29 protein-coding genes and 1 pseudogene are annotated in these 22,713 nt (G+C 53.4%); 1 reads left to right on the plus strand and 29 read right to left on the minus strand.

Features of this window, described 5'->3' with window-relative positions; all coding sequences use genetic code 11:
• Positions 1-17: 17 nt before the first annotated feature.
• From KTH07_RS12965 to KTH07_RS13065, 21 genes and pseudogenes are all read right to left on the minus strand, one after another.
• Positions 18-605 (minus strand): tail assembly protein, encoded by a 588-nt coding sequence (locus KTH07_RS12965; RefSeq protein WP_044158363.1) that lies wholly within the window; start codon positions 603-605, stop codon positions 18-20.
• Entirely contained in the window at positions 593-1,324 is a 732-nt protein-coding gene (locus KTH07_RS12970; protein WP_013096343.1) for a C40 family peptidase, read from the minus strand. The genes KTH07_RS12965 and KTH07_RS12970 overlap by 13 nt, the downstream gene beginning before the upstream one ends.
• Position 1,325: 1 nt before the next feature.
• Positions 1,326-2,081 (minus strand): phage minor tail protein L, encoded by a 756-nt coding sequence (locus KTH07_RS12975; RefSeq protein ID WP_075606804.1) that lies wholly within the window; start codon positions 2,079-2,081, stop codon positions 1,326-1,328.
• Entirely contained in the window at positions 2,078-2,425 is a 348-nt protein-coding gene (locus KTH07_RS12980) for a phage tail protein (protein ID WP_013096342.1), read from the minus strand. Before KTH07_RS12980 ends, KTH07_RS12975 begins: the two co-directional genes overlap by 4 nt.
• A 5-nt stretch (positions 2,426-2,430) precedes the next feature.
• The gene (locus tag KTH07_RS12985) at positions 2,431-4,947 is read right to left on the minus strand and encodes a phage tail tape measure protein (protein WP_217310768.1); all 2,517 of its coding nucleotides are present in this window, start codon (positions 4,945-4,947) and stop codon (positions 2,431-2,433) included.
• Positions 4,931-5,245, minus strand: a pseudogene (locus tag KTH07_RS12990) (phage tail assembly protein T); the annotation flags it as partial. The gene KTH07_RS12985 and the pseudogene KTH07_RS12990, both read right to left, overlap by 17 nt.
• 8 nt (positions 5,246-5,253) lie before the next feature.
• Positions 5,254-5,676 (minus strand): phage tail assembly chaperone G, encoded by a 423-nt coding sequence (gene gpG, locus KTH07_RS12995; protein ID WP_013096339.1) that lies wholly within the window; start codon positions 5,674-5,676, stop codon positions 5,254-5,256.
• 38 nt (positions 5,677-5,714) lie between these two features.
• Positions 5,715-6,452, minus strand: coding sequence for a phage tail protein (locus KTH07_RS13000; RefSeq protein WP_075606802.1), 738 nt, complete (start codon positions 6,450-6,452; stop codon positions 5,715-5,717).
• A 7-nt stretch (positions 6,453-6,459) separates the two neighbouring features.
• Positions 6,460-6,858, minus strand: a complete 399-nt coding sequence (locus tag KTH07_RS13005; protein ID WP_033487187.1) for a phage minor tail U family protein — start codon at positions 6,856-6,858, stop codon at positions 6,460-6,462.
• Positions 6,855-7,409 (minus strand): phage tail protein, encoded by a 555-nt coding sequence (locus KTH07_RS13010; RefSeq protein WP_016063408.1) that lies wholly within the window; start codon positions 7,407-7,409, stop codon positions 6,855-6,857. The genes KTH07_RS13005 and KTH07_RS13010 overlap by 4 nt, the downstream gene beginning before the upstream one ends.
• A 9-nt stretch (positions 7,410-7,418) precedes the next feature.
• Positions 7,419-7,772 carry a head-tail joining protein gene (locus tag KTH07_RS13015; protein WP_033487188.1) on the minus strand — a complete coding sequence of 118 codons (354 nt, stop codon included), beginning with the start codon at positions 7,770-7,772 and terminating at the stop codon, positions 7,419-7,421.
• 10 nt (positions 7,773-7,782) lie between these two features.
• Complete coding sequence (gene gpFI, locus KTH07_RS13020; RefSeq protein ID WP_075606801.1) at positions 7,783-8,289, minus strand: DNA-packaging protein FI; 507 nt, start codon at positions 8,287-8,289, stop codon at positions 7,783-7,785.
• 46 nt (positions 8,290-8,335) lie between these two features.
• Positions 8,336-9,361 (minus strand): major capsid protein, encoded by a 1,026-nt coding sequence (locus tag KTH07_RS13025; protein ID WP_057072071.1) that lies wholly within the window; start codon positions 9,359-9,361, stop codon positions 8,336-8,338.
• A 67-nt stretch (positions 9,362-9,428) separates the two neighbouring features.
• On the minus strand, positions 9,429-9,761 hold the full coding sequence (locus KTH07_RS13030; protein WP_057072070.1) for a head decoration protein: 333 nt from the start codon (positions 9,759-9,761) through the stop codon (positions 9,429-9,431).
• A gap of 9 nt (positions 9,762-9,770) precedes the next feature.
• On the minus strand, positions 9,771-11,114 hold the full coding sequence (locus KTH07_RS13035; protein WP_057072069.1) for a S49 family peptidase: 1,344 nt from the start codon (positions 11,112-11,114) through the stop codon (positions 9,771-9,773).
• Positions 11,095-12,687 carry a phage portal protein gene (locus KTH07_RS13040; protein ID WP_057072068.1) on the minus strand — a complete coding sequence of 531 codons (1,593 nt, stop codon included), beginning with the start codon at positions 12,685-12,687 and terminating at the stop codon, positions 11,095-11,097. Before KTH07_RS13040 ends, KTH07_RS13035 begins: the two co-directional genes overlap by 20 nt.
• Positions 12,684-12,890 carry a phage head-tail joining protein gene (locus KTH07_RS13045; RefSeq protein ID WP_000235410.1) on the minus strand — a complete coding sequence of 69 codons (207 nt, stop codon included), beginning with the start codon at positions 12,888-12,890 and terminating at the stop codon, positions 12,684-12,686. The genes KTH07_RS13040 and KTH07_RS13045 overlap by 4 nt, the downstream gene beginning before the upstream one ends.
• The gene (locus KTH07_RS13050; RefSeq protein WP_057072067.1) at positions 12,890-14,812 is read right to left on the minus strand and encodes a phage terminase large subunit family protein; all 1,923 of its coding nucleotides are present in this window, start codon (positions 14,810-14,812) and stop codon (positions 12,890-12,892) included. Before KTH07_RS13050 ends, KTH07_RS13045 begins: the two co-directional genes overlap by 1 nt.
• Positions 14,787-15,332 carry a terminase small subunit gene (locus tag KTH07_RS13055; protein WP_016063400.1) on the minus strand — a complete coding sequence of 182 codons (546 nt, stop codon included), beginning with the start codon at positions 15,330-15,332 and terminating at the stop codon, positions 14,787-14,789. The genes KTH07_RS13050 and KTH07_RS13055 overlap by 26 nt, the downstream gene beginning before the upstream one ends.
• A 431-nt stretch (positions 15,333-15,763) precedes the next feature.
• Positions 15,764-15,967 (minus strand): hypothetical protein, encoded by a 204-nt coding sequence (locus KTH07_RS13060; RefSeq protein WP_023292741.1) that lies wholly within the window; start codon positions 15,965-15,967, stop codon positions 15,764-15,766.
• A gap of 189 nt (positions 15,968-16,156) precedes the next feature.
• A complete protein-coding gene (locus KTH07_RS13065; RefSeq protein WP_062676967.1) occupies positions 16,157-16,351 on the minus strand; it encodes a hypothetical protein in 195 nt (64 codons plus the stop codon).
• Between the two features lie 234 nt (positions 16,352-16,585).
• Here KTH07_RS13065 and KTH07_RS13070 point away from each other — a divergent pair, with 234 nt between their 5' ends.
• Positions 16,586-16,789, plus strand: a complete 204-nt coding sequence (locus KTH07_RS13070) for a hypothetical protein (RefSeq protein ID WP_062676968.1) — start codon at positions 16,586-16,588, stop codon at positions 16,787-16,789.
• Between the two features lie 116 nt (positions 16,790-16,905).
• On the opposite strand, the gene KTH07_RS13075 is transcribed toward KTH07_RS13070, so the two are convergent.
• From KTH07_RS13075 to KTH07_RS13110, 8 genes are all read right to left on the minus strand, one after another.
• Complete coding sequence (locus tag KTH07_RS13075) at positions 16,906-17,424, minus strand: Rha family transcriptional regulator (protein ID WP_075606800.1); 519 nt, start codon at positions 17,422-17,424, stop codon at positions 16,906-16,908.
• Positions 17,425-17,621: 197 nt separating this feature from the next.
• The gene (locus KTH07_RS13080; protein ID WP_062676970.1) at positions 17,622-18,086 is read right to left on the minus strand and encodes a lysis protein; all 465 of its coding nucleotides are present in this window, start codon (positions 18,084-18,086) and stop codon (positions 17,622-17,624) included.
• Complete coding sequence (locus KTH07_RS13085) at positions 18,083-18,577, minus strand: lysozyme (protein ID WP_075606799.1); 495 nt, start codon at positions 18,575-18,577, stop codon at positions 18,083-18,085. Before KTH07_RS13085 ends, KTH07_RS13080 begins: the two co-directional genes overlap by 4 nt.
• Positions 18,555-18,779, minus strand: a complete 225-nt coding sequence (locus KTH07_RS13090) for a class II holin family protein (protein WP_023622516.1) — start codon at positions 18,777-18,779, stop codon at positions 18,555-18,557. Before KTH07_RS13090 ends, KTH07_RS13085 begins: the two co-directional genes overlap by 23 nt.
• A 70-nt stretch (positions 18,780-18,849) precedes the next feature.
• Positions 18,850-19,902, minus strand: coding sequence for a DNA methyltransferase (locus KTH07_RS13095; RefSeq protein ID WP_075606798.1), 1,053 nt, complete (start codon positions 19,900-19,902; stop codon positions 18,850-18,852).
• A gap of 334 nt (positions 19,903-20,236) precedes the next feature.
• A complete protein-coding gene (locus KTH07_RS13100; RefSeq protein WP_075606797.1) occupies positions 20,237-20,929 on the minus strand; it encodes a bacteriophage antitermination protein Q in 693 nt (230 codons plus the stop codon).
• A 21-nt stretch (positions 20,930-20,950) separates the two neighbouring features.
• Complete coding sequence (locus KTH07_RS13105; RefSeq protein ID WP_075606796.1) at positions 20,951-22,012, minus strand: DUF968 domain-containing protein; 1,062 nt, start codon at positions 22,010-22,012, stop codon at positions 20,951-20,953.
• Positions 22,009-22,701, minus strand: a complete 693-nt coding sequence (locus KTH07_RS13110; protein ID WP_075606795.1) for a phage antirepressor KilAC domain-containing protein — start codon at positions 22,699-22,701, stop codon at positions 22,009-22,011. The genes KTH07_RS13105 and KTH07_RS13110 overlap by 4 nt, the downstream gene beginning before the upstream one ends.
• Positions 22,702-22,713: the final 12 nt, after the last annotated feature.

Consider the following 22,713-nt stretch of genomic DNA (forward strand, 5'->3'; position numbering starts at 1 on the left):
GTAAAAAGGTTTGTTAACTACTGCTGATCTTCGACATAAATTCCGGCAGAAATAATTGCCCCGCCGATTCTCCGGCGGCCGTACAGGAGCGGAACCGGGTAACCCTGTGCGGCGGTATTTGTGACTCCGCCGAACGCGTATGAGGCGCGGTTATCTGAGCTCTGTTTGCTGGCCAGCCCTGTAGCCTGAGGGGATATCATCTGAACTACCCCCCCCAGCGTTATGGACGCACCAGCAGCAAACATCATATTGCTGGCAGCTATACTCAGACCTGGCATCCAGATCGATGCAATCACTAATACTGCGCCCAGGATAGTTTGAATCAAACCGGCTTTTTTACTCCCGATGATTACCGGGACAATACGGATAACATCGCCGGTAACCGGGAAACCGAGGTCATCCACACCGATGTTTTTTTTACCCTTAAATACGGAGTATGTGAGCCCACGGCGCTGGCTGGAAATCATAAACTGCTCAAAGCCCGGAATAGTCTTTGCGAGCGCCACTCCCGCCTCGCTTACACGGGAAATCAGGCGGTGGTGAATTTTACCGAATGTTTTCCCGAGCACGCCGCCAAGCTCAATGCGGGTCATTACTTCCTGCATGTTTCACCTGCCATTACATCTTTATAACGAACGATTTTCATCGTGCGCTCCTGCCAGTATCCGCCATAAGGAACACGCTGACTCAGATGCCCGTAAAGATGGTGCAGCAGCATGTTACCCTCCAGTAAAATCCCGGCATGATTCCACTTATCGGCCTGCACCTGCATGATGACGAGGTCCCCTTCCTGAGGCGGGCCATCAAACTCCCTGAATCCGCACTCGTACCAGCACTCCTGATAGAAATTGTCCGGGTAGTCGTTTTCCCACCAGGGATAATCCACCCGGTAATCGTGGAGCTCGATACCGTGGGTCTGCCGGAAATAGCTCATTACCAGACCCCAGCAATCGAAGTGGCCAAGCACGAACGGACGCTCCAGCAATGGCTGCTCCCCGCGTGGCTGAATGGTACGTAAATCCCCCTCTGGCCAGCTCACAATATGCCAGGGCAGCAGCGTTGCATCACACTGTGCCTTATCCAGCTCGCTGGCCTGCGTCGTCGCATCAGGATGGCTGTGAACAATGGCCACCACCGTCCCCCAGTCTTCTGCCGCTGCGTAATCTTCGGGGGACAGGTGAAAATGTTCAGTCGGCTCTGCTGCGAGATTACGACAGGGAAAATAGCGCTCAACCCGGCTTTTCTGTGCCACCACGCCGCAGCACTCGCGCGGATATTCCGCTGCAGCGTGTGCCATGATGGCATCAATGGTTTTCTGGCGCATATCAACTCCTGATAAGAGATGTACCGGGGAAACCACCGAACGGCAGCTCGTTGCTGTCTCCGTGCCGGAGCTTGCAGGCCGTCAGCGTGCCGTTGCAGACATCCAGCGAGGGATCGTCAACCGGATTATTGTTTTTGTCGAAATAGCGCGTTCCGGCATAGTCGCAGCCGTCGCCGGTCCGGTACTTGTTCCGGATGCACCAGCTGCATAACGAATGCAACTGCCGCGTGGGTATCATCTGGCCCTGTAAATCCATCGGACTGGAAAGCGTAAATTCGACAACTTCATCCGTCTCGGTGCTTCTGGCATCGATATAAAAGACCTTCAGCTTTTCCTGTGACGGGTCTGCAGTGGGATTGCCATGCGGAAAATTTCTGGCGTCCAGATACTGTGCCAGCGTGTCGTGGATACTCACTTTCGCCTGCAGCAGATCGTCATACGCCAGACAGAGCGCTGAGATCGAACTGTCCAGGTTCGCCACTCTCAGTTTTGGCTGTGGGCTGGTACCGTCCGTGGTCGCTTCAATACCCTCAACCTGACACGGCCAGGCTTTATACTCCTCCCCCTGCCACCAGATGGACTTCGCCGGAAGTTTATTCTCATCCCCACCTGCAGCCTCAATCTCTTCCGGGGTGTGTGCGATATTGTGTGCGTGGAAGCGGAGTACATCTGACATACCGAACGCTGTGCCATCGACAGAAAAAAGCCGGACTTCATTGCCCGGCTCGAGTTTTTGATAATCAGCATTAAGACTCATGGTGCAAATGCCTGTTCAAACGTTGCGGTTACGGTTATCACTTTTACGTTTTTAACCACCTTTTTGAGCGTGTCAGCCTCGACACGCCACAGCGCGGAATCGCCGAAAGGCGGAGTGAAAATAAACGACTTCACTTTATGCCGCCGAAGGAAAGCGTGAATTTCATTCGCTGTAGTTGGATCCCCTGAAAAAGAATATTCATAGGTGCGAATCTCATCATTCAGGCCGGAGCCGCTCACCTGTGCGTACCCGTCGCCGAACTGGACCTTCCTGACTGTGTCTTTGCTTCCCTCGGTGGGCTGGCTGGAAACCTTAATGCCCCAGGGGAATGTTTCTATCGTCATAACTGTTACCTGCGATTGGTCGCATTCCAGATAAGCCCACCGGGCTGGATTGCCCTGGCGATACCCTCGTTGACAGATTTGTTAATCACCTGCTGATACGCCTTACCCAGCCTGTCTCCGTCGTTTTGCTGCTGTGCGTTACCGGAAGCATTCTCGACCGTCACCGGGGCATATACACTGACACCGAAAGGTGCTGCAGCCGGGCCTGTACCACCACCCCCGACATACCCTCCCGTTGCATAGCCTTTCATCATCCGGTAAAGATTGCCGACGCCGATCCGGCTGGTAGCCTCTTTGGTGAAAACAAACTCACCACGGTGAACGACACCTGCTGGCTCATATTTCCCGCCTGAACCGGTATAACCGCCACCTGCAAATCCCAGCGCGGTTGATGCTGAATCCACTAAGCCTACCATCGCCTGTTTCAGCAGGATCTGTGTCAGCATGGAGAGCGTGGAGCGGGTGAAGTCAGCCCAGTCAGCCTTACCGCGCGTCAGCATGTCAGCCATATTTTGCCCGATTCCATCAAACGTACTGGTAGCAGCCGACTTCATCTGGCCATAAGCATCTGAAGCAGAATCAACATAATCTGCCCATGCGGATTTGGCCCCGGATTGCCAGTCGTCCCGCAGCTTATCCTGCTCGGCGTAATACGCCTGCAGCGCCTGCAACTCATTCTGATAACCAGCGTCGTTCTCCGAACCGCCACCATTTTTCCACCCCTGAAGAAGCTGGGCCTCCTCGTTGCGGCGTTGTGCTGCACGACTGCTCATACCAGCACTTTCCGCTAGGGCCCTGGTTTTCTCGCCGATCTGCGTGACGTATTTTTGGGACGTATCCTGCAGGCGGTTAAGCCGCTCCTGCGCCACTATCTGATCGCCAAGCTTCGCGTTCAGCTCTGCACGGGAAAGCACCTCGCTTTTACTGGCCAGCAGGGATTTTTCCTCAGCAGAAAGCGTCCGGGTCTTCGCGGCCTCTTCCAGAACTGTAAACCGGGACTGTTGACGCCACAGCTCCTGACGCTGCTGACTGATGGTGTCATTTATCCCCTTATGCTCCTGCAGGGTGCGCAACTGTGCCTGCAGCTCCAGCGTCTGGGCGCTGGCCGTATCGGTTGCACGGGCACCTGCGGGGGTTCTGATTGCCGGGGTCTTCTTCGGCTTTTTAAGGGTGTCTTCGTACTCTTTTTTCGCGGCAGCCAGGTTGATGTTGTAGTCAGCCTGGAGGATTCGCCCCTCTTTCAGCGCCTTGTTGAGCTCGCTCTGCCTGGCCGTGTATTTCTCCAGTGCCGTCTGCGTTTTGGCATAGTTTGCCTGAGCCTGCGCAGCATACTTCTGGCGATCCGATTCCGCAGCCGCTTCGCGCGAAGCATTCTCTTCATTCGCCCTGGCAATTCCCGCATGCTGCTGAGCCATGTCCAGCGCCAGCCTGGCCGTTTCGCGATCATTCCAGAATCGGGCGCGGGCCTCATCATTGACATATCGGTCACCTTTACGCAGGTTCCAGATTTCATCGGCTTTTTTGAACGCGGCTTCGGCTTTTGCCACCATCTCCTGCGCGGTGTCAGGTCGGCCAATATCGAGGGCTGCATCCCACATCGACTTGAAGGCGCGCTTCAGGGAGTCCGCTGAAGATTCAATCGTCCCCATATTGTCGCGGATGGCTTTGGTCTGATCGTTGAATCCGGCTGTAGCAGCCTCGTTAGCCGCCTGCAGTGCGCCAGCCTCATCACCGGCACGCTGCAGCTGCGCCACATGGGCAATCTGTTCAGCAGTAACGTTATGGAACTGCTGGGCCATCGCGATCAGGCCCGATGTCGGGTCAGTTGCGAGCTTGCCATAGGCTGCTGCGACCTTTTCCACCGGCACGCCGGAGGCATCGGTAAACCGCGCCACCGCCTGGCTCATGTCATCAAAGCGCGAGCCAGCACGCACACCCGCGTTGATAAGTTCGGTCAGCGCTTCACTGGTCTGGTTGAAGGTCAGCCCCGCTGCCTGTCCGTTACGCGCCAGTGCCAGCATGCGGTCAGCGGTCAGTCCGGCTGTGTTCCCCGACAGTACCAGCGTTTTGTTGAAATCAGACAGGGTGGAAGAGCCCTGGTACCAGGCATAGAACAACGCGCCCATTGCAACGGACAATGCACCAATGCCGACCATCAACGGGGAAATCGTCCCCAGCAACGCCCGGAATGTCGGAATGATCCCGCCAAAGGAGTCCTTAACCTGACCGCCCTGCTGAAGCAGAATCAGCCAGGGGTTCTGCCCACCCGCCAGCTGCGTGGCTACATCGGTAAACTGTGCCGGGAGCATACGCATTGCGGCGTTATACTGACCCACAGAAATACCCGCTTTGCGCGCGGCGTTCTCCTGGCGGCTGAAGGACTGCTGGATACGTAACGCTTCGTCGTTTGCTGCACTGCCGATCTGTTTTAATTCTTTTTTGACGTAGTTGAGCTGCTCGCTGAATTTCGACGAGTTAACGTCAAGGTTAACGACCAGATCACCTACTGCCGTCTGGGCCATAGCGCACGCCTCCTGAAATACCTGCAGCCTTCGCCATCAGCGTATTGTCATCCGGTTCATCAATGTCGATGGGTTCCGGTGCAGTATTAAGAATGCTGAAACTGTCCGGGGTTAACTCCGGATCGGCAAAAAACAGGGTTGAGATGGTGTAGAGCAAGCCGGAGAAGTGTGCGTCCAGCTGCGCATCATGAAAGTAATTGTCCTGATAGAAGATTTTCCAGTCGCCGTACTCCGTTGAGGACATGCCAGCAAGCATGGCACGCCAGTCCGGGCGACCGAACTCACGCGCCAGTTTCATGGCAAATTTCAGCTCACTGGCGAGGGCTTTTCCGCAGTAACGGGTTCAGCGGGTTTATAACCTTCTTCGGCGGACGCTGCCTGGTCATCAGTTACCGGCGCAATCATCCCGGACAGGAGCTTCACCTTATATTCCGCTTCGGCAACCAGTTCGGTCGGCCATGACTGCATGACCTCATCCTGAATCTTTGCCACTTCCGCCGCCGCATTTTCTCCCTGGGAGCCTTTCAGTTCGTGGCCGTGCCAGAGCGACATCGCCACGAGGAACGCCCCACTTTTTACGGTGAGGGTGATGGCCGCCTGGAAATCGCCGGCTTCAACTGCCTCCAGCTGCTTCAGGTATTCGAGGTATTCAATACGCTGAAGCGCCGAAAGCTGGAACAATGTGACGCTGCTGCCGTTACTTTCCAGCAGTTCGCTCTTTAGAAACATATTTACTCCGGGTCGGAACGGGGCTCACGCCCCGGTTATCAGGAAACAGTGACTTTGCAGATCGCCACAAAGTTACCGTCATTGCTCATAACGATGATTTCTACGGTGCCCGCCGCCACGCCGGTGACAGTCAGGGTATTGCCGTTAACGGTGACCGTTGCTTTTGAAGGATCAGAGCTGGCTACGCGGAAGGATTTATCTGACGCACTGGCCGGAAGGACTGAAACCACCAGTTGCGTTGTGGCCGCAATCGCCACGGCCGCAGTGGATTTATCCAGGCTGATCCCCGTGACTGCAATCGGCGCGGTACCGCTGTCTTCTGCCAGCGATGGTTTGCCGTTGTTGGTGATTTTGGCCGTGCGGGTCATGACCTCTTTGGAAGTGATGGTTTTACCGAGGCTGCTCACCCAGCCCTTAAACACATCGACGACACCATTTGGGTATTTGATTTTATATCCCCTCACGGTGCCCTCATCGAACCAGGTCACCAGGTCCTGCTGGCCGGAATCTCCCGGCATCCACGCGAGCGTCAGGTTGGTTTCGCCGGCTGATTTCTGCCCCTGCATCGTTGATGTCCAGTCGGCATTCTCATCATCAATGTAGGTGTCATCTTCCGATTCAGCTGTCAGTTCGCCGGGCTGCAGGTCTTTAATCTTTGCCAGGCGCAGCCAGTCAACGTCTGAAAGCGGATTGGCGTATGGATCTCCGGTTCCGGTGTAAACCCAGAGGGTGGTACCAGCACCTTTTGTTGGTGTCAGCGGGTTTGGTGTGGGCATAGGGTCCTCACATGTCGTAAGTAATGGAATATTTCAGGTCCGCAGAACTCCACAGCGCCATATCGTCATCGCGCTGGTAGTCATAGCCCTGCTGAACCATTGTGGTGATAAGGGATTCAAGCCCCGGAACCTCTGCGAGAACCGGATACACTCGCGTCTCCATCCAGTCATCCAGCTCAGAATCAGGTACCTGAGCCTCAAGAAAGACTTCGATATGCAGAATGGCCTGCCAGCTGTCGGCGTCCAGTTCTTCCCCGGTGTATTCCGCATCTGTCAGGTAAACGGCAACAGCGGGAAAATCACCCTCTTCGAGCACTGCAGGTCTGCCGTCAAAATAAATGGCGTCAGTACCAATCGCGCTCTCCAGCGCGTCAATAATCACCTTGCGAATATCGCTGTGTTTCATCGTGTCAGAATTAACCTGAGTTGGTTGGTAAGGGATGCCCGCAGTTCTTTGGGCATATCTGACTCCATAAGCTTTGGCAGTTCTTCTTTAAACGCCGTAGTTAATGGAGCTGCCAGCGGGATGCTGACCACTTCAATGGGGTAACGGGGTTTTGACGTCCGCCTCATGACATGCCAGCGGCCATTTTTAAGCTGCTGGATAAAACCGCCCGGAAAACGGAACGGCCCTATACGCAGAACGCTGTTGGCCCCTTTCTTGTCCCGTTTTCTGCGGGAAAGTCGCACGCTTGCGGTACCGAGTTTAATAGCCGGTAAATTGCCCCGGTTTACACGGATAAGCGCGCGAGGTTTATTGACCGTGGCACGCTTCACCCTGGCACGTTGCTTTACCAGTTTTCGCGGTACGCGCGTATCTTTTGATACGACTGCCACGCTGCGGCTGACGGCCCGGTTTGCCACGCGGTTAACAGCCTGCGCCGACGCACGCGGGACAGCCGTTTTACTGATGCTGTTAAGGTTTTCTATCGCCTGTTCAAGGCCTTTTATTGACATAGGCGCTCCTTAACGGCGACGAGAAGAAGCTGGCGGAGAGCCGTTACCCAGCCAGATGTGACAGGATCCACAGTCATCCGGACCAACACGATCCACCCAGAATTGCCGCCCGTTAATCGTCAGTTTGTCCATGCGCTGCAGCTGGCTGACAGTGGAGGTTTTAACAAACAGCGTCGGGCTGGTACCTTCAACACGAATCCCGGCACTGGCATAACCGATGTTTTCTGGATCATCAAAAACACCGACCAGCGTGATGCCAGACAATACCCCTGACATCACCTTTGCCTCTGTGCCCATCACACTGCGGATAGTGCCATCAGCTCGCGACATGGCCTCATCAAAGAGATTATCGAAATCAGCCATGTGGCCCCCTTCAGACTTCGCGAGCCAGCCCCTTTGCGATCAGCTCGTCTGCATCCTTTTCGGATACGCGGATAATCACACGGGGCTCAACGATGGATACCGGTTCGTTGCGCGTGGCATGTAGTGCGTCAACATGCAGGGTTGCCAGCGTTTCTACTGATACCCGCTCACCCGTTGTGCCCGCTCCCGTTTTTACTTTTGCTGCGTCTGTAACATCGCTGCCGGTGCTGTCGGTGCTGTCGGTGCTGTCGGTGCTGTCGGTGCTGTCGGTGCTGTCGGTGCTGTCGGTGCTGTCGGTGCTGTCGGTGCTGTCGGTGCTGTCGGTGCTGTCGGTGCTGTCGGCAGCATTCTGCCCGTCGCTTTCGCCGTCAACCGAGATGGCGTCTCCGTCCAGCTCCTCTTCAAGCTCAGCAATACGCATCGTAAGTTCCTGAATGGTGCCGCTGGTGCTGACTTCACGGTTAAGCTGGGTACCAAGTTCATTCAGCCGAGCAATCAGCTTTTCTTTTTCTGTCATGGGAAATACTCCAGAAAGGTGGCCCGACAGGGCCACAGGGGGGGATTTATGCCAGCTTGACGGACACGAATGCGTCAGGGTCCGGCAGCAGCATCAGCGGAGCTGACTGAATCATGGTGAATTCACGCGCCGGATCGCCCGACTGCACCCAGTTTTTCGGGTAGCGTGTCGAGGCATTGATACCTTCGCGCTGGGCATCAGCATCAAGAATGCAACCATATGTACGCAGGCCGCGAGCCTGGGTATTCCCCAGCACCATTGTCAGGTCCGGCAGATAGTTCTTTTTGACATCGTTTTCGACGTACTGGCCGGAGTACACCACGATGGCCACATCGCCATACATCCCCTTGTATGAAACAGCCATACCCAGATCTTTCACGGCGGTTTCCAGCTCAGAGTTAGAACCACGACGCGTGTCCAGTTTCTTCTCTACAGCCTTGAAGGAACGGAACAACGCCCAGCCCTTTGGATCGAACACAATGATGTTGACCACACCGCTGGCGTTGAGCGCGTAGGCTTCAATGTCATCGGTCGGGTCATACGTTTCTTTGTCTCGGGTGGACCACGCTGCCGCACCGGCCTGGACAATGTTGTTACCAGCACTGCGGCCCATATCCACTTCTACAGGTTCAAACGCATCACCGGTCATGGTGTATTTACCGCTGAGCACTGCCGAAACAGCCTGTTTCTCTTCGACCTGCGCAATAGCAAGCTCTTCATCCTTCATGTTCTGGAGGATGATACGGCGACGGCGATAGACCGGGTCAGCGAGATTCTGAGGGTCCTCATCAGGCAGACGGCGAAGGGTCATCAGTGGGTTGACTTCGTGTTTCGGCTTCACATAACCCGGCGTGAATTCAGATGTGCTGCCGCCACGTGAGCGGATCACTTTGCCGGAGACAATCGGCGAAACGTACAGCGCCATATTGACCAGGCCAGGAATTTGCGACAGGTAAACCTTCTCTGTACTGAAGGGATAGGTTTCGCGGAAAAAGATGCGCAGGAAGAGCGGATCGAATTTGAATTTCTTCTCATTGACCGCCAGCAGCTGAGCAGTTGTATAAACAGACATAGATTTTTCCCGTAAAAAAAGCCGCGCAGGCGGCTTTTATGAATGATGATGGTTGTAAAAACGCGGATTAAACAATACTGATAGCAGTTCCGGCGAACGCGTTACGCTTGATATTTTCGTCGGTGACGGCAGCTGGCCAGAGGACGTCTTCAATACGGAAAGAGCCGGATTTGTAATACGCCAGCTCTACGCTGTTCTGGTCAGCTGTCACTGCCAGGATGCCTGTTGCCGCGCCGGCGTTAGCGCCGTCCCATACGGTCAGCTTGCCAGAAGTAGCATCCAGCATGAGCGGTGTCATGGCTGGGGTGGAAGCCGTTAGTTCGCCAGGACCATACGCAGTGTGAGCCGGGTCGCTGTTACCGAGCGGCTGGTTATGTGTGAAAACTTCGGTAATTGCCATGATAGCCTCTTAAACGGGGGTGTTTAACAAATCGTCAGCGGCATCGGCAGATGCGCTGCCTGCTGCGAGTGCGCCTGGTGCTGTTTCCATCAAACGATCCAGCGCCGTGTCGGTCCGCGCCTGGGCACTTTGCGGTGCGGCAGCCAGAATGCGCTGTGCGCTCTCTACCGTCATACCCGGCGTTTCGGCCAGTGCACGCGCCTGTGACTCACGCCCTTTCGCCTCGTCGCAGTTCAGGATGCCCATGATGCGGCTATTCTCTGCAGCTACTGCTGCAGAGACCTGCGCACTGACGTCTGCAGGGGCCGCTATGGCAGCAGTGGTCGTGTCAGCGTCAGTGAGCTGTTCAGCTGAAGTAGTAGTCTGAGTAGATGCCTGGTCGGCTGGATTGTTGGTCGCTGCAGATGCAGAAGGTGATGGCATAGTTCCTCCAATGGTTGTTTTTTTGCGTCTGTCGAGTGCTTCGCGCATCACGCCGAGCGCATCGGTATTGTTAACAAGTTCATCCGCCAGCCCGTTGTCCACTGACTCCTGGCCGGAGAATACTGCCGCTTCGGTGTCAAGAACGTCCTGAACGGACATGCCGGTATAAGCGGAAACCTTTTCGGCAAACATCTGACGAGTGGCATCGATACGTGTCTGGAAATCAGCACGCACATCTTCCGGAAGTTTTTCGTAAGGGTTGCCGTCGACCTTGTGATCGCCGCTGTAAATCAGCGTGACCTCAACGCCGTTAGTTTTGAGCGCAGCACCATAGTTGCTATGCGCCATCATGACCCCGATGGAGCCAGTTCTGGCCGTTTGCGTAACCAGCCGTCGCGATGCTGAACTGGCAATAAGTTGTCCTGCACTGCAGTTCATGTCATTGGCCAGCGCCCAGATGGGTTTGATATCGCGCATACGGGCTATAATGTCGGCGCAGTCAAACGCCCCGGACACCATTCCCCCCGGCGTATCCATATCCAGCAGAATGCCGTCGACGCCGGGATCACTGATAGCCTGCTGCAGGCGTGCGATAATTCCGTTGTAACCCGTCATGCCGGAATAAGGCTGCAGCGCACGGGTTTTACTCACCAGCGTGCCGGAAACCGGCAATACCGCGATACCATTTGCCACCTGATAGGTGCGCGATGGTCGGGTATCCATGTCATCATCTTCACCAAACAGCGCCAGCGGTTCGGCTATTTGTCCGGCGTCAAGCGTGATGCCAGAGACGGTATCTGTCAGCCGGGTGATGCCCAGCTGGCCAGCCAGTGCACAAAAGAAAACCCGCGCGTAAGCGGGTTCAAGCATAAGTGGCTCATTAAAGGCCATACTGGCGATATGCGGAAGATTACGCAGCTCGTGCGCCATCTTGCTCCTCCTCGTTTGATTTTTTCACTCCAGCCTCAAAAGCGGCAGCGGCCCATGCCGGTGGGTTCAGACCCGCAGCACGACGCTCCATGGTTTCCCGGACCTGCTGGGCAAAAATTTCCTGATAATCATCACCGCGTTTGGCGCATTCTTTCTCATACGTACTGAGACCAGCCTCGATGAGCATGACGGCTTCCTGTACCTCTTTCAGCCCGTCAATAGCCATGCGGCCTGAGCCGATCCAGTTGGCATTTCCCCAGGCTGTTCTCGCTTCCTGAAAGCTGAATCTGGCTTTTGAAGGAAGTGTGACCACGCGGCGGACAATTGCCTCTTCCAGCCAGCAAAGAAACATCTGACAGGCCTGTCGGGATGCCACAAACTTGCGACGGCCCATGAAGTACGCCCATGACTCGTTAGCGCTTGCGCGCGCAGTCGAGTAACTCATCTGAGAATAATTTCGCGAAAGCTGCTCATACGACACACCCAGCCCAGCGGCAATATAGCGCAGCAGTGACTGTTCAAAAGTCGAGTAGCCGTTATCGGTATCCTGCGCCGACTGAAGGTTGAGAGAATCACCCGGCAACAGGTGTGGAACCCTTGCCCCACCCAGGCGAACCGGCGCAGCTGAGTAATAGGACGCCATTTCACCGAGCCAGCCCGTCAGTTTGCTCTGCTGCTCTTTATTATCCGCGCCGAGAATGAAATCCATCGCCGTCTGCGTATCCAGCTCGCTCTCGATGGTGGCAGCATACATGGCCTTCACTATCGCACTCTGGAGCTGGGTGTTTTGCAGGGTATCGAGCATTTTCATCTGCTCCATAACGCTGTAAAACGCATTGGCTCCACGGGTCTGTCCGTCCTCCATCGGTTCGAAGACATGGATAAAAGAGGGGCGCCCTCCGGGGAGCTCGCGAGGTATGTAGGTCCAGTTCTGCGCCATCCAACCAGGATAACCGTCATCGCTGACGTAATATCCCAGCGCAGCACCACTATTATTGATTTTTACCCCGGCGCGACAGTTCCGGGTATCACCGATGTTGTTTGGATTACTGACGCGCTTCGGACTAACCATTTTGAACTGAGTACGGAAAAGACGCGTTGAATCGCTGTCCCATGTCGCCTGCATGCATAATTCACCGTTAAACGCATGCATTGCTACACCTTCACGAATCATCATCGTAAACGTTCGCTTGCGTTCGGCATCAATCCCGCAGAAGTCATCTTCGGCATACTCATTCCAGGCGGCTTCCACATCCCGAGAAAATGCGCGTGAATCCTCCTCATTGATGCCAAGATAGCGCCAGCTCGGTCGATAACTGAGTCTGAAAAATGACCCGACGATGTGGTCCTGGTGGAGCTGCACGGCGTTTGCTGCATAGCCATTATTTCGCACCAGATCGTCAGCGCGGGCATTTCCACGAGAATAGTTGGGAAGGAGTGCGGCATCTGCACTTTCACTCGGCGGATTCCAGCCCCGCAGCTGCCCACCAAACCCGCCACCACCACCATGATATCCCGCGTATTCCCGAAGGGATGTTTTCCCGTCAGGTCCCACTAAAGATGGTATTTTCATACGTAAAACCCTGCTGGCCCCCGGCGTCGTGATGTGGTACCAACCTGAGATTCAAGGTCAGCAATATATTTTTTGAGATCGCTGACTGATGTGGCTGTAAATTCCACTCTTCGACCGTCTTTCTGTACCGTCGCCACGCGCTTTCCCATCATCAGGTCATGTAACGCAGCGCGCGCGGCATCCAGTTCAGTCTGTGTTGCCATTATTCATCTCCAGATAATGCCCGCGCGTAATCCGCCAGGGTCTTGTTATTGTTACGGCTGCCTTCTTCCTCCAGCAGGCTGGCCAGAAGTGAATCAAGATTTAGCTGCCAGCGGGATATGCTGATACGAAGCGCCGCCAGTGCATAAACAAAGCAATCGAGCGCCTCATTTCGTCGTTTTTTGCTGTCCCAGACGATCTTTTTCTTTCCGTCTACCCATTTTTCCACCTGCTCTTCAGCAGTTAGTTGTTGGGCCTCGGTTAGATCGTAGATTTCTGGGTTATTCGGGAAATGAACCGCTCCAGCCAGCGGCTCGTCTCTTTGCGCCACCAGCGTGAAACGGTTATAAATCTGCTCTTTTGCGGTGTCTGTTCCTACCTCAGTGAGGTAAACGCCACTCTTGTTACGCTTGCGTGGCATGTTCGCCACCGGCTTTCCATAAACCGACGCACCCTTTATAGGGATCACACGAAACAGACCATGTTTTTTTGAGCGGTTGTAGACGATGGTGGGATCAATGCCGCCAATATCCCAGCAAGTGCGGGATATAACCATTTCGAGACCGTTCTGGCGCTTATATGTCCTGTTGATCGCCTCATCCACTCGATCGAGAGTCGACTCATCATCATGACGACCCATAACGATGATTTTGTCGATAAGCCAGCTTTCCTCTCCCGGTCCCCATCCCCATACACGCATTTCGTAACGGTCAAGCTGGGAGTCAATACCCGCTGTTAGATATGCCACTCGCTCCGGCACAGACGCTTCAAAGTGCTCTTTGCGCTCCGCTAAAACTTCAGCATCGGGTCGTTCGCCTATTTTCGGTTCCCACGTTTCGCCCAAGGTCGTGTTAACGAAGGTTTTGCGCTTACCCGTATCACCTTTTGTTTTTATCCAGTCCTTGACGATCTGCACCCAAGTTGTGAACGGGCTGTAAGCGGTCCAGATGTGGAATGTAACGCTGTCAGGAGGTTCAATTTCAGTACCGGATGAAGCAAACCAGTTAAGGCCGTCTCGCGTCCAGATACCTGTTTCATCACAAATATACCTGGCCTCAAGGAAGTCCAGCTCCTGTTGTTTAATCACACAGGCATTGTGTTCACAGAGGTAGTAAACGCTGGAAGGTTCTCCCGGAGACCATTTAAAGCCAAATGGTGTCTCTTCATCGCCAAATTTCAGATACTGCTCTTCCCCGCAGTGTGGGCATGGAACATGGAACCGAAGAAAATGTTCTGACTCCTTAGCAGCCCTTTCTATCTGGCACGTACCTTTGACTTTCGGTGTAGAGCCGCGAATGGATTTCGGCCATACAGAACCCTCAATACGCTTATCTCCCAGAAAGGTGGGAGAACCTTCTTTCTCGATGTCATCATCGAAAGCGGCAAGCTCGTCGTAGCCAGCCACATCAACGGATTTTTCACGGTAGTTTTTTGCAGCCTTACCGCCCAGGCACCAGAAACCACGACCATTTGAGAAACGCTTCATGCTAAGCGTATTGTCCCGGTGTTTTTTGCCGTACCAGGGAGCAAGCGCCAACAGCGTCGGAATATCACGAATGGTCGGTTCGACATGAGACTTCATGAAGTTTTCAGCGTCACCGTCGGTTGGCAACCATATTAGCGAGTTACGCTGTTTATGCTGGATGAAATATGCGTAAACGCCGAGCAACATTTTTGAGTAGCCGACACGAGCAGATTTAACGACATTCACTTCGCGGATATAGTCGTTGCCCATCGCATTCATAATTGCACGCTGAAATGGCAGTGTTTCCCAGCGCCCTTCCTGGTAGGCAGACTCTTTCGGGAGATAGTAATTCTCATCTGCCCATTCAACCGCTGTTTGCGGTTCTGGCCGGTAAAGCGAACGTAGCCCCGCCCGCGCAGAGTGCTGCAGCCCCTTAACCTGACTGTTCGATATATTCACTCAGCAACCCCGGTATCATTTCATCCAGCGCAGCTGCTTTGTTCATGGCCTTAATGATGTCCTTCTTGAGGAAATCAATATGTCGGTTCTCCAGCTCCGGGAAGCGCCGCTGAACCGACAGAGGTATTCCATCGAGAATGCTGGCAATTTCTCCGGCTACCCGCGACAGCACGAACGTGCAGAATGCGGTCTCCACCACTTCAGCGGACTCTTTTGCATTTTTTAATTCCTGAGCGTCAGCCTGAGCTCGCGTAAGTCGGTGTCGCTCATATTCAATCGTGCCAGGTTGAAGATCGGACTCAGAAGCAATGCGGAGATCTTCAACTTCCTTCCGCAACTTTTCATTTTCTATGGCTGCATCGCGCGCACTGTACCATTCGATTGCGGCAGCAGATTCAAAGAGAACCTCATTACCCTTGCCACCACCGCGGGCAACCGGCATACCTTGCTCCTGCCAGTTCTGAATCGTTCGGACGCTCACCCCGAAAATTTCGGATAAGCGTTTTTTGTTAACCTCCATGGCTCACTCCTGGCACAAAACAGAGAAAGGAAACAATCAACGGTTAACTTCCGTTTTCCATGCTTAGCATTTCCTTTCTGGAGAAAGGATGTTTTCAACAAAAACAATGAGAAAACAAGAAGAAGAACGGAAATGGCATAAACCAGAAAATTTTCATAAATAGCGAGAATCTGCGCGGACGCCGCCCCGTAACAGGGCGGATTGCCGGAAAGGACCCATAATGACATTGATTATCATTTACACACATTCACCAACAATCACTTAGACATCTAAACGTCTGTTTTTCGTTGCTGAATGTAGGCCATATCATGCAGCGCGGCTTCGCCGCAGTGGCCAGGCTCACATCTGAAAGACCTTCTTCGATCTGCACGTACGATGCACATTAAAAAGCCCCGCTAACGCGAGGCTTGGTTTGATATGGATAATGATAATCAATCTTCTTTTTTAATCACTACTTCCTGCGGCCGCATCTGCTGTATGGCTCGGACAATGCAGTAAGGAATTACTGCCCAGGCAACTCCCATGGCTGCTCCTGCTGCTTGCTGAGGCGCGCTGACAGCGCCGAAAACCCCAACGATACCTTGAACAAAACCAATAGCCCCGAATACAACACAAATAGCCCAGAGAATTCTCATAAACCTAACTCCTTTTATTAAAGAGCTATTAGGATAAATCTGAATGCTGTTTAGTAAAGCTTTATTGCACGGCAAAGCCACCGAAAGTTAACGGTTGCCCAGTCTCACAGCTGAAAGACTTTCTTAGATGTGCGCGAGCGATGCGCATTAAAAAGCCCCGAGGTGCGAGGCTATAGGCTGGTTTCAGGACTAATTTATTTTTGTGCAGTAGCTAACCACGACCCTGTTCTTTTCTGCACCTCTGGCTTCAGCCATCGCTTCGGTGTAACCAGTCAGGTTATCTGAGAAAGAATCACCTTTATTAACCCTCATCACAAAATTTCCTTTCTCACGCAACTTCCAGTCCTGGTCATAATATTCCCATGTTAAAAGATATTCAGACATATAAACTCCTTGAATAATATGTCCGAAAACATTATCACAGTCACTCAGCGAATGCCTGCTGCAATGTCATCTACTTGTTGAATGAACCCCTACTATTTATGGTTGTCATCCTACCCGTGAACTTTATTAATTTACCCGATATGGTGTTAGTTCAGCCCGTCAGTGGTGGGACACTGGGACACTGGCGCACTTAAGCCCGGAGGGATAGCTGATTACCTCTGAATAGGAAACGCCATGACACAAGATATAGTCGATCTCCTTATCCGCAATACTCAATCCGGTGGAGCGAGCACAAGAGCGGCAGCACTTAAAGCCTTAGGTGAAGGTGCGCCAGCAACGGAAGAAGTAATCAACTGCTTAAAAGAAGCCGCAGAGAACGGTGGCGCTGAAACCAGAAGCGCAGCGTTACTTGCTTTGGGTCGGATCTTTAGAAATTAATGATATATTTAAATTAACCAAGCCCATCGTGATACGAAGGGCTTTTAGAACGATTTTACCTTTTGGGAAATAACCATTATCAAGCCCACCAGCAAGTGAGCTTTGTAATGGCCGGCTTAGCTAATCAGCAACTCAGGCTGCGTCACCTGCATGATGTGCTCATGTTCGATCCTCAGCACGCGTTTTTCCTTCTTCCGTTCGTTCATCAACCGGCTGCCGATCGTTCCCTTCAGCTTTGAGCGCGTTTCTTTGATGGCGTAGCGATGCTGCAATTCTTCACCCATCGCCATGCGCCGGTTTAGCTGCTCGGCCATCCAGTTGAAGGCATTGATGTAACACTCCTTCACTGCGGCAGCTGTTTTGCCAGTGAATCCCATCACTAGCATCATGCATCCGTCGCGGGTGATGTTATACATAGGCTGAACATCGCCATTTTTATCAATGAAATCAATGGGCGCAAAATTGCGCTGGGTGAAGTCATCGGAGCATTTCAGGTTACGTATGGCACGCAAAACGTCTTTGTGTCGCTTGCCAAAGTAATCCGCCACCTTGAGTGATGTGGTGATTATCTTGTTGTCGAGGGTCGTGACCATTTCGCGGAAGTCGAAGGCCGGAATAACTGACGGATTATTCATAGCGTGTACCTTTCTTTGAGATGAACCTTTGCCGCATAGGAAATCAGCCCGTCGAGGCTCGCCAGCACTAACTGACTTCCTCAAAGGCTCATTTCAAAGGGTATGGTTCGACGTGGGTTGAATGCGCTGCGGTGCGCGGTGAAATTCGGGCATAAAAAAGCCCGACCGAAGTCAGGCTCTGTTATTTGGGTGACGAATCACTTAAGACACTGCTCTTTGATGTAGTCCTGCATGCCGCGAATCATTTTGTCAGCGGTTGCGATTCCGTCCCGGTGATCGAAATAATTCCGTCGAGCGTCTGGAGTAAGTTCGGGGGTTCCTGCATCATCCACGCCGGTGGCGGAGGTGGCTTTTGACACTCCAGGGCAGGTTGCGGCGATGCGCAGCCGTTTAGCGCCAGAATCGACATCCCGACGCAAATCGTTAATGGTTTTTTTCGCATCGGACAATTCCTTCGTGTATTTGGCATCGAGCGCAGCGACATCACGCTGACGTTTTTGCATGTCGGTGATGGTGGCGTTCGCCAGGATGAGCTTCTGAGTGGCTTTATCGCGCTGGCCTTTGTAGGTGATGGCGTTGTCGCGGTAGTGGTTAATCGCCCAGGCCATGGAAACCAGCAGGCAGATAACGACAGCGCAGATGATTGCGGTTAATCGGCTCATTTCTGGCCCCACTCGCAGACTTCACGCTCAATCTCGCGCCGGGTGATCAGCCCCTTCCACTGCTTGCCACCGGCATACGTCCAGCGTCGCAGTTCTTTGCATGCCCCCGGCACGTCTCCGGAGTTCAGCTTCTTCAGCAGCGTCGAGCTGGCAAAAGCACCAGAGCCAACGTTGTAGGTAAAGGAGTAAAGCGCTGCACGGGTAGGCTCAGGGATACGAACCTTGATCAGCGGGTCGATAGCATTTGCCACCTTTCGCAGATCTGCCTTCAGCAGGTTGTCGCACTCTTTGTCGGTGTAGCGGTGACCGCGGCGAATGTCGGCACCGGTGTGCCCATCGCAAACAGTCCAGACGCCGACCACATCCTGATAGGCGTAATAACGCCGCCCTTCCAGCCCATCCGCATTGCCCAGCATTACTGCAGCAATGGTGATTGCTCCGGATCCGCCAACGATGGCACCCACCAGCTTATTCCTCAACGTTGGGTTCATCTCGGCTCCTGCTGCGTCGGTTGTCTTCGCGGATCTTGAAATAGAGATTTGTCAGATACGTCAGTACGGCAATGATGATACCCACCAGCACGCCGATAGCGTTCCACTGCTCGGGGCTGTAGGCATTAAGCATGCCGTTTAGGATGCTCCCGGCTGAAGCGCCATAGGCAGCACCAGTGGTTATTTTTTCCATGCGATACATGCTCTCACCTCGCTACGTTGCGGGTGTCCAGTTGAGGTAATAAAAAGGGCCGCGATAGCGACCCAAGCTTTTATTCCCCTGCCAGCTGCCTTACCTCACTTACCGTCTGGTTGAAACGTTCCTCTTCCAGTTCTACGCCGATAGCCTGGCGGCCCAGTTCAATGGCTGCTTTAACAGTTGATCCCGAGCCCATAAAGAAATCAGCTACCACATCGCCGGGCCTGCTGCTGGCGTTGATGATTTGCCGCAACATATCAGCGGGCTTTTCGCACGGGTGTTTGCCTGGATAGAACTGGACGGGTTTATGTGTCCAGACGTCTGTATAGGGCACGGCTACTGTCACAGAGAAATGCCGCCGAAGAGATTTGTACTCTTCGAGCAGCTCTGAATATTTGCGATTCAACGAATGCCACATAGCCACCAGCTGGTGGTGTGGTGTTGCCAGTTCGCCACTCTGGTGCTTTTCGATGGCTACCTGCGTGAACAGGGACTGAAGTTTCCGGTAGTCTGATTCATTCGGCAATTGCCACTGGCTACCGCTGAACCAGTGAGACACCATGTTCTTCTTTCCTGTCGCATCGGCGATTTGTTTTGAAGATATGCCAAGCGCTTCACGTGCATCCCGGAAATAGGAAATGAGGGGAGCCATTACATGCTGCTTCAGCTCGCTTCCCTTCTCTGCGTAACCGTCGCTCTTTGGTTTATACGGCCCCTGGTAATGCTCAGCGAAGAGGATGCGCTCTGTTGCAGGGAAGTAAGAGCGCAGGCTCTCTTTATTACAGCCATTCCAGCGGCCCGACGGTTTAGCCCAGATGATGTGGTTCAGGACGTTGAACCGCTCACGCATCATGATCTCAATGTCTGCCGCCAGGCGGTGACCGGAGAAAAGATAAAGACTGCCAGCAGGTTTTAGCACTCGCCAGAATTGTGCGAGGCACATATCAAGCCAGCGAAGATAATCCTCATCCCCTTTCCATTGATTGTCCCAGCCGTTGGGTTTCACTTTGAAGTACGGCGGATCCGTGACTATCAGGTCAATGGAGTTATCAGGGATAGTGGCGATGTATTGCAGGCTATCAGCGTTGACTAACTCAACACTGTTTATAATTACAGTATTTTTCATAGATCAGTAAGCGTAACTCTGATAGGCTCACTATGCTTTTGCGCTAAAGCGGTGGGCCTTGGTTAGCTTGTGACCTGAAAGCATGAGCTGATGGCTGGTGGGTGCTCCAACATCCACCAGCCGCCCATTTTCACAGCAGAAAGCCTCCGGATCTGGAGGCGCTCAATTATCCGAATGGAAAATCCGACATCCCGAGAAGACCGGGAAAATAGCCATTAAAAAACCCGCTCAATGGCGGGTTTATATACTTTTGGCAACATATCAAATTAGCTTCAAATATCGCTTATTTTGTTGCATTTTGCAAGCCTGATTGAAGATGTTAGTGAAATTTACTTCACATTTCTACCACTTTCACTTCTTCATACTCTTCGTACCGCGCCAGGCTTTCACGTAACGCCAGGCTGTCCATTTCCACGAAAGCTGCTTTAAATGCTGCCCAGTGAGCAGCGTATACCCTGAGCCATGTTGAACGCTCCACGCTCACCATGCGGGCCAGTGCCGCCCCCGCATATTCCTGGTACGTATCGTTATTGCGTGATGCTGCAACTTCCTGGGCCGCGAGCCAGACAAGCCCCACTAATTTTTTTGTGACTCTATCCTGGAGCTTCTTACGGCCCTGCTGATGCTGAAACTGTGCCCAAACGTACTGGCACATCAACGTCTGGTACCGGAAAGACAGATCATATCCATAGCAATACCTGACCCACGCCTGCAGATGCTCTCCAAGGCCATTTACCGAGCGGCGCCACGCAGAACTCGCAAACTCGGCATCCTTCATAGGGGGTAATGGGCGTCGACGGCTTCTTGTCTCCAGAACATAAAGCGGAGTGGCCAGAGTTTTTACAACCTTCGATCCACAACCTTCCCCACCCTCCATGACGATTTCAGGATGGTGCCGAGGGTATTTATTCTTATCTGCTGGTGGATGCTCACTGAACGCCTGCAGCTGTCCTTTTGTCGATCCTGATAAATCCGCCAGCGCGCGGCGCAGTTCAATCCGCGTATATTCCAGTTCTTGTAAATTCATTATGCTCAGCGCTCCATACAATTACGCTTTTGTTATTACGCCGATCGCCAGCGCTCGATTCATAAATCGGAATAGCAGCTCCAGCTGGGTACCGTGTTTTTTCTCGAACGCTGCAACATCAGCATGTAATTTGTCGTGACACTCTCTGCACAGAGGGATCACAAACAAATCGTGGGCTTTAGTGGCGGTACCGCCCATGCCGTGACCAATGACATGGTGAGGATCATCCGCTGGCCGCCGGCAACCTTCACAGGGCTGGGTTTTAACCCACCGGGTATAGTCCTCATTCACCCACCTGCGGTGTTTTGGACGCAACATGAAGGATTCAGGGGATTCAGGATCCGCATACAGAGCTAGAACCTTTGGCTGTTCATAGGCTACTTCCTGTTTTGCTCCATGCTTTAATTTCGCAGCCGTGACCGCAGGGGTGACCTTCTTCTGCAAAATTCTTTTTGCCGGGGGCATCGGCACAATGTCACTTTCTCGATATACGGATAAAAACGGCTCACCCGGTAAGCGAAGCGCTTGCTGGGCCATCCCTTCCGTAATTGCATCGGCAATGCCTGAATAAACGGCCCACCAGCACAATTCACCGATGGAAAGTTCACGCTCGTTGTTGTAGCCAAGCGAAGACAGGATGGAACCGATCAGCCAGTTAATGAGATTACGCCGGGCAAGTTCTGCCAGCGCCGCGGTGGTTTGCTCGCGCAGCTGGTTATCGCAATGCCAACAGAGCAACATTGATCCAGGGGGATGTCGCATCGTTACCAGCTCATGATGGTGATAATCAGTGTGCGGGTACTGGCATTCCTTCACGTTACGCTCTAACCAGGATTCCAACGCGGTCAAACCGCCTGCTGCACGGATAACTCTCTCGTCGGTGAAGAATCCCTCGAGGGACTTATCTTCTGCCAGCGGCTGCCTGGCATCAGGGACGAGCCCCGACGGAAGCCCAGCCATGCTTTTCGGCTGAGGCTCCACCAGCACACGCCCCTGTTGAAACAGAGACATCAGTTCGCTACCCGGCTTCAACACCACCAGCCCAAGGCGCGGAACAGTCTCGGCAGTAAACAGTCCTCTCACGCGGCATGCCCCTTAGCGATGTGTGCCGTCCACAGGCCGCCGATCCACTCGATGCCTTTGGGTGTAAAACGTGCCTGGCTAAAGGCGTAGTTAGTTTCGCTCGAAGTGCCAGTTTTAACTTCAAACCGCCCGGCTGCAATGTGCTGGTGCCGCGGTGTCAGCACCCCGCCGAGCCGGTACATAATGTCGCTCTCAATGAGGAACAAGCGGAAATCGGTCTCATTGGCCTGCAACAGCTTTGCCACCTGGCGGAAAGACATTGAGCCTTTGGCAGTACAATACCGATCGACAAACTCAATTTTCGGCGCGGCAGCGGCTAACTTCTGGCTGAGTTGTTCTTTCTGCTCGGCCAGATCCGCGGCGAGACGTAATGCCTCCGGCAATGTTTGCGGGACACTTACGGCCTGGCTGTTCTCCAGCTCTTGCCAGCGATCGACAACAGCGGCGGTAAATTCTGGCGACAGCCTGGCGACGATCACCAGAGAATCACGTTTGTTGAACCAATACTCCTCGTAGGTTTGCCCATTTTGCGGGTGAGTGTAGGGGGTGTGCGCCAACGGCGCGGTTAAAATGCCAGCAGATGCAAGGCGTTCAGCTGAGCGCTTCACATCACCATGTTTGCTCTGTACCAGCCTGGCAATTTCACGGCTGGACATTGTCACAACACCCTTTGCGGTTAATTGATTCATGCTATTTCTCCA

The organism is Enterobacter cloacae complex sp. ECL72 (genome assembly GCF_019056635.1).
Taxonomy (GTDB): domain Bacteria; phylum Pseudomonadota; class Gammaproteobacteria; order Enterobacterales; family Enterobacteriaceae; genus Enterobacter; species Enterobacter hormaechei_C.

Excerpts from the sequence above, each read along its gene's own strand:
- KTH07_RS12965 (WP_044158363.1), bottom strand. The coding sequence starts at position 605 with ATGCAGGAAGTAATGACCCGCATTGAGCTTGGCGGCGTGCTCGGGAAA.
- KTH07_RS12970 (WP_013096343.1), bottom strand. The coding sequence starts at position 1,324 with ATGCGCCAGAAAACCATTGATGCCATCATGGCACACGCTGCAGCGGAA.
- KTH07_RS12975 (WP_075606804.1), bottom strand. The coding sequence starts at position 2,081 with ATGAGTCTTAATGCTGATTATCAAAAACTCGAGCCGGGCAATGAAGTC.
- KTH07_RS12980 (WP_013096342.1), bottom strand. The coding sequence starts at position 2,425 with ATGACGATAGAAACATTCCCCTGGGGCATTAAGGTTTCCAGCCAGCCC.
- KTH07_RS12985 (WP_217310768.1), bottom strand. The coding sequence starts at position 4,947 with ATGGCCCAGACGGCAGTAGGTGATCTGGTCGTTAACCTTGACGTTAAC.
- gpG (WP_013096339.1), bottom strand. The coding sequence starts at position 5,676 with ATGTTTCTAAAGAGCGAACTGCTGGAAAGTAACGGCAGCAGCGTCACA.
- KTH07_RS13000 (WP_075606802.1), bottom strand. The coding sequence starts at position 6,452 with ATGCCCACACCAAACCCGCTGACACCAACAAAAGGTGCTGGTACCACC.
- KTH07_RS13005 (WP_033487187.1), bottom strand. The coding sequence starts at position 6,858 with ATGAAACACAGCGATATTCGCAAGGTGATTATTGACGCGCTGGAGAGC.
- KTH07_RS13010 (WP_016063408.1), bottom strand. The coding sequence starts at position 7,409 with ATGTCAATAAAAGGCCTTGAACAGGCGATAGAAAACCTTAACAGCATC.
- KTH07_RS13015 (WP_033487188.1), bottom strand. The coding sequence starts at position 7,772 with ATGGCTGATTTCGATAATCTCTTTGATGAGGCCATGTCGCGAGCTGAT.
- gpFI (WP_075606801.1), bottom strand. The coding sequence starts at position 8,289 with ATGACAGAAAAAGAAAAGCTGATTGCTCGGCTGAATGAACTTGGTACC.
- KTH07_RS13025 (WP_057072071.1), bottom strand. The coding sequence starts at position 9,361 with ATGTCTGTTTATACAACTGCTCAGCTGCTGGCGGTCAATGAGAAGAAA.
- KTH07_RS13030 (WP_057072070.1), bottom strand. The coding sequence starts at position 9,761 with ATGGCAATTACCGAAGTTTTCACACATAACCAGCCGCTCGGTAACAGC.
- KTH07_RS13035 (WP_057072069.1), bottom strand. The coding sequence starts at position 11,114 with ATGGCGCACGAGCTGCGTAATCTTCCGCATATCGCCAGTATGGCCTTT.
- KTH07_RS13040 (WP_057072068.1), bottom strand. The coding sequence starts at position 12,687 with ATGAAAATACCATCTTTAGTGGGACCTGACGGGAAAACATCCCTTCGG.
- KTH07_RS13045 (WP_000235410.1), bottom strand. The coding sequence starts at position 12,890 with ATGGCAACACAGACTGAACTGGATGCCGCGCGCGCTGCGTTACATGAC.
- KTH07_RS13055 (WP_016063400.1), bottom strand. The coding sequence starts at position 15,332 with ATGGAGGTTAACAAAAAACGCTTATCCGAAATTTTCGGGGTGAGCGTC.
- KTH07_RS13060 (WP_023292741.1), bottom strand. The coding sequence starts at position 15,967 with ATGAGAATTCTCTGGGCTATTTGTGTTGTATTCGGGGCTATTGGTTTT.
- KTH07_RS13065 (WP_062676967.1), bottom strand. The coding sequence starts at position 16,351 with ATGTCTGAATATCTTTTAACATGGGAATATTATGACCAGGACTGGAAG.
- KTH07_RS13070 (WP_062676968.1), top strand. The coding sequence starts at position 16,586 with ATGACACAAGATATAGTCGATCTCCTTATCCGCAATACTCAATCCGGT.
- KTH07_RS13075 (WP_075606800.1), bottom strand. The coding sequence starts at position 17,424 with ATGAATAATCCGTCAGTTATTCCGGCCTTCGACTTCCGCGAAATGGTC.
- KTH07_RS13080 (WP_062676970.1), bottom strand. The coding sequence starts at position 18,086 with ATGAGCCGATTAACCGCAATCATCTGCGCTGTCGTTATCTGCCTGCTG.
- KTH07_RS13085 (WP_075606799.1), bottom strand. The coding sequence starts at position 18,577 with ATGAACCCAACGTTGAGGAATAAGCTGGTGGGTGCCATCGTTGGCGGA.
- KTH07_RS13090 (WP_023622516.1), bottom strand. The coding sequence starts at position 18,779 with ATGTATCGCATGGAAAAAATAACCACTGGTGCTGCCTATGGCGCTTCA.
- KTH07_RS13095 (WP_075606798.1), bottom strand. The coding sequence starts at position 19,902 with ATGAAAAATACTGTAATTATAAACAGTGTTGAGTTAGTCAACGCTGAT.
- KTH07_RS13100 (WP_075606797.1), bottom strand. The coding sequence starts at position 20,929 with ATGAATTTACAAGAACTGGAATATACGCGGATTGAACTGCGCCGCGCG.
- KTH07_RS13110 (WP_075606795.1), bottom strand. The coding sequence starts at position 22,701 with ATGAATCAATTAACCGCAAAGGGTGTTGTGACAATGTCCAGCCGTGAA.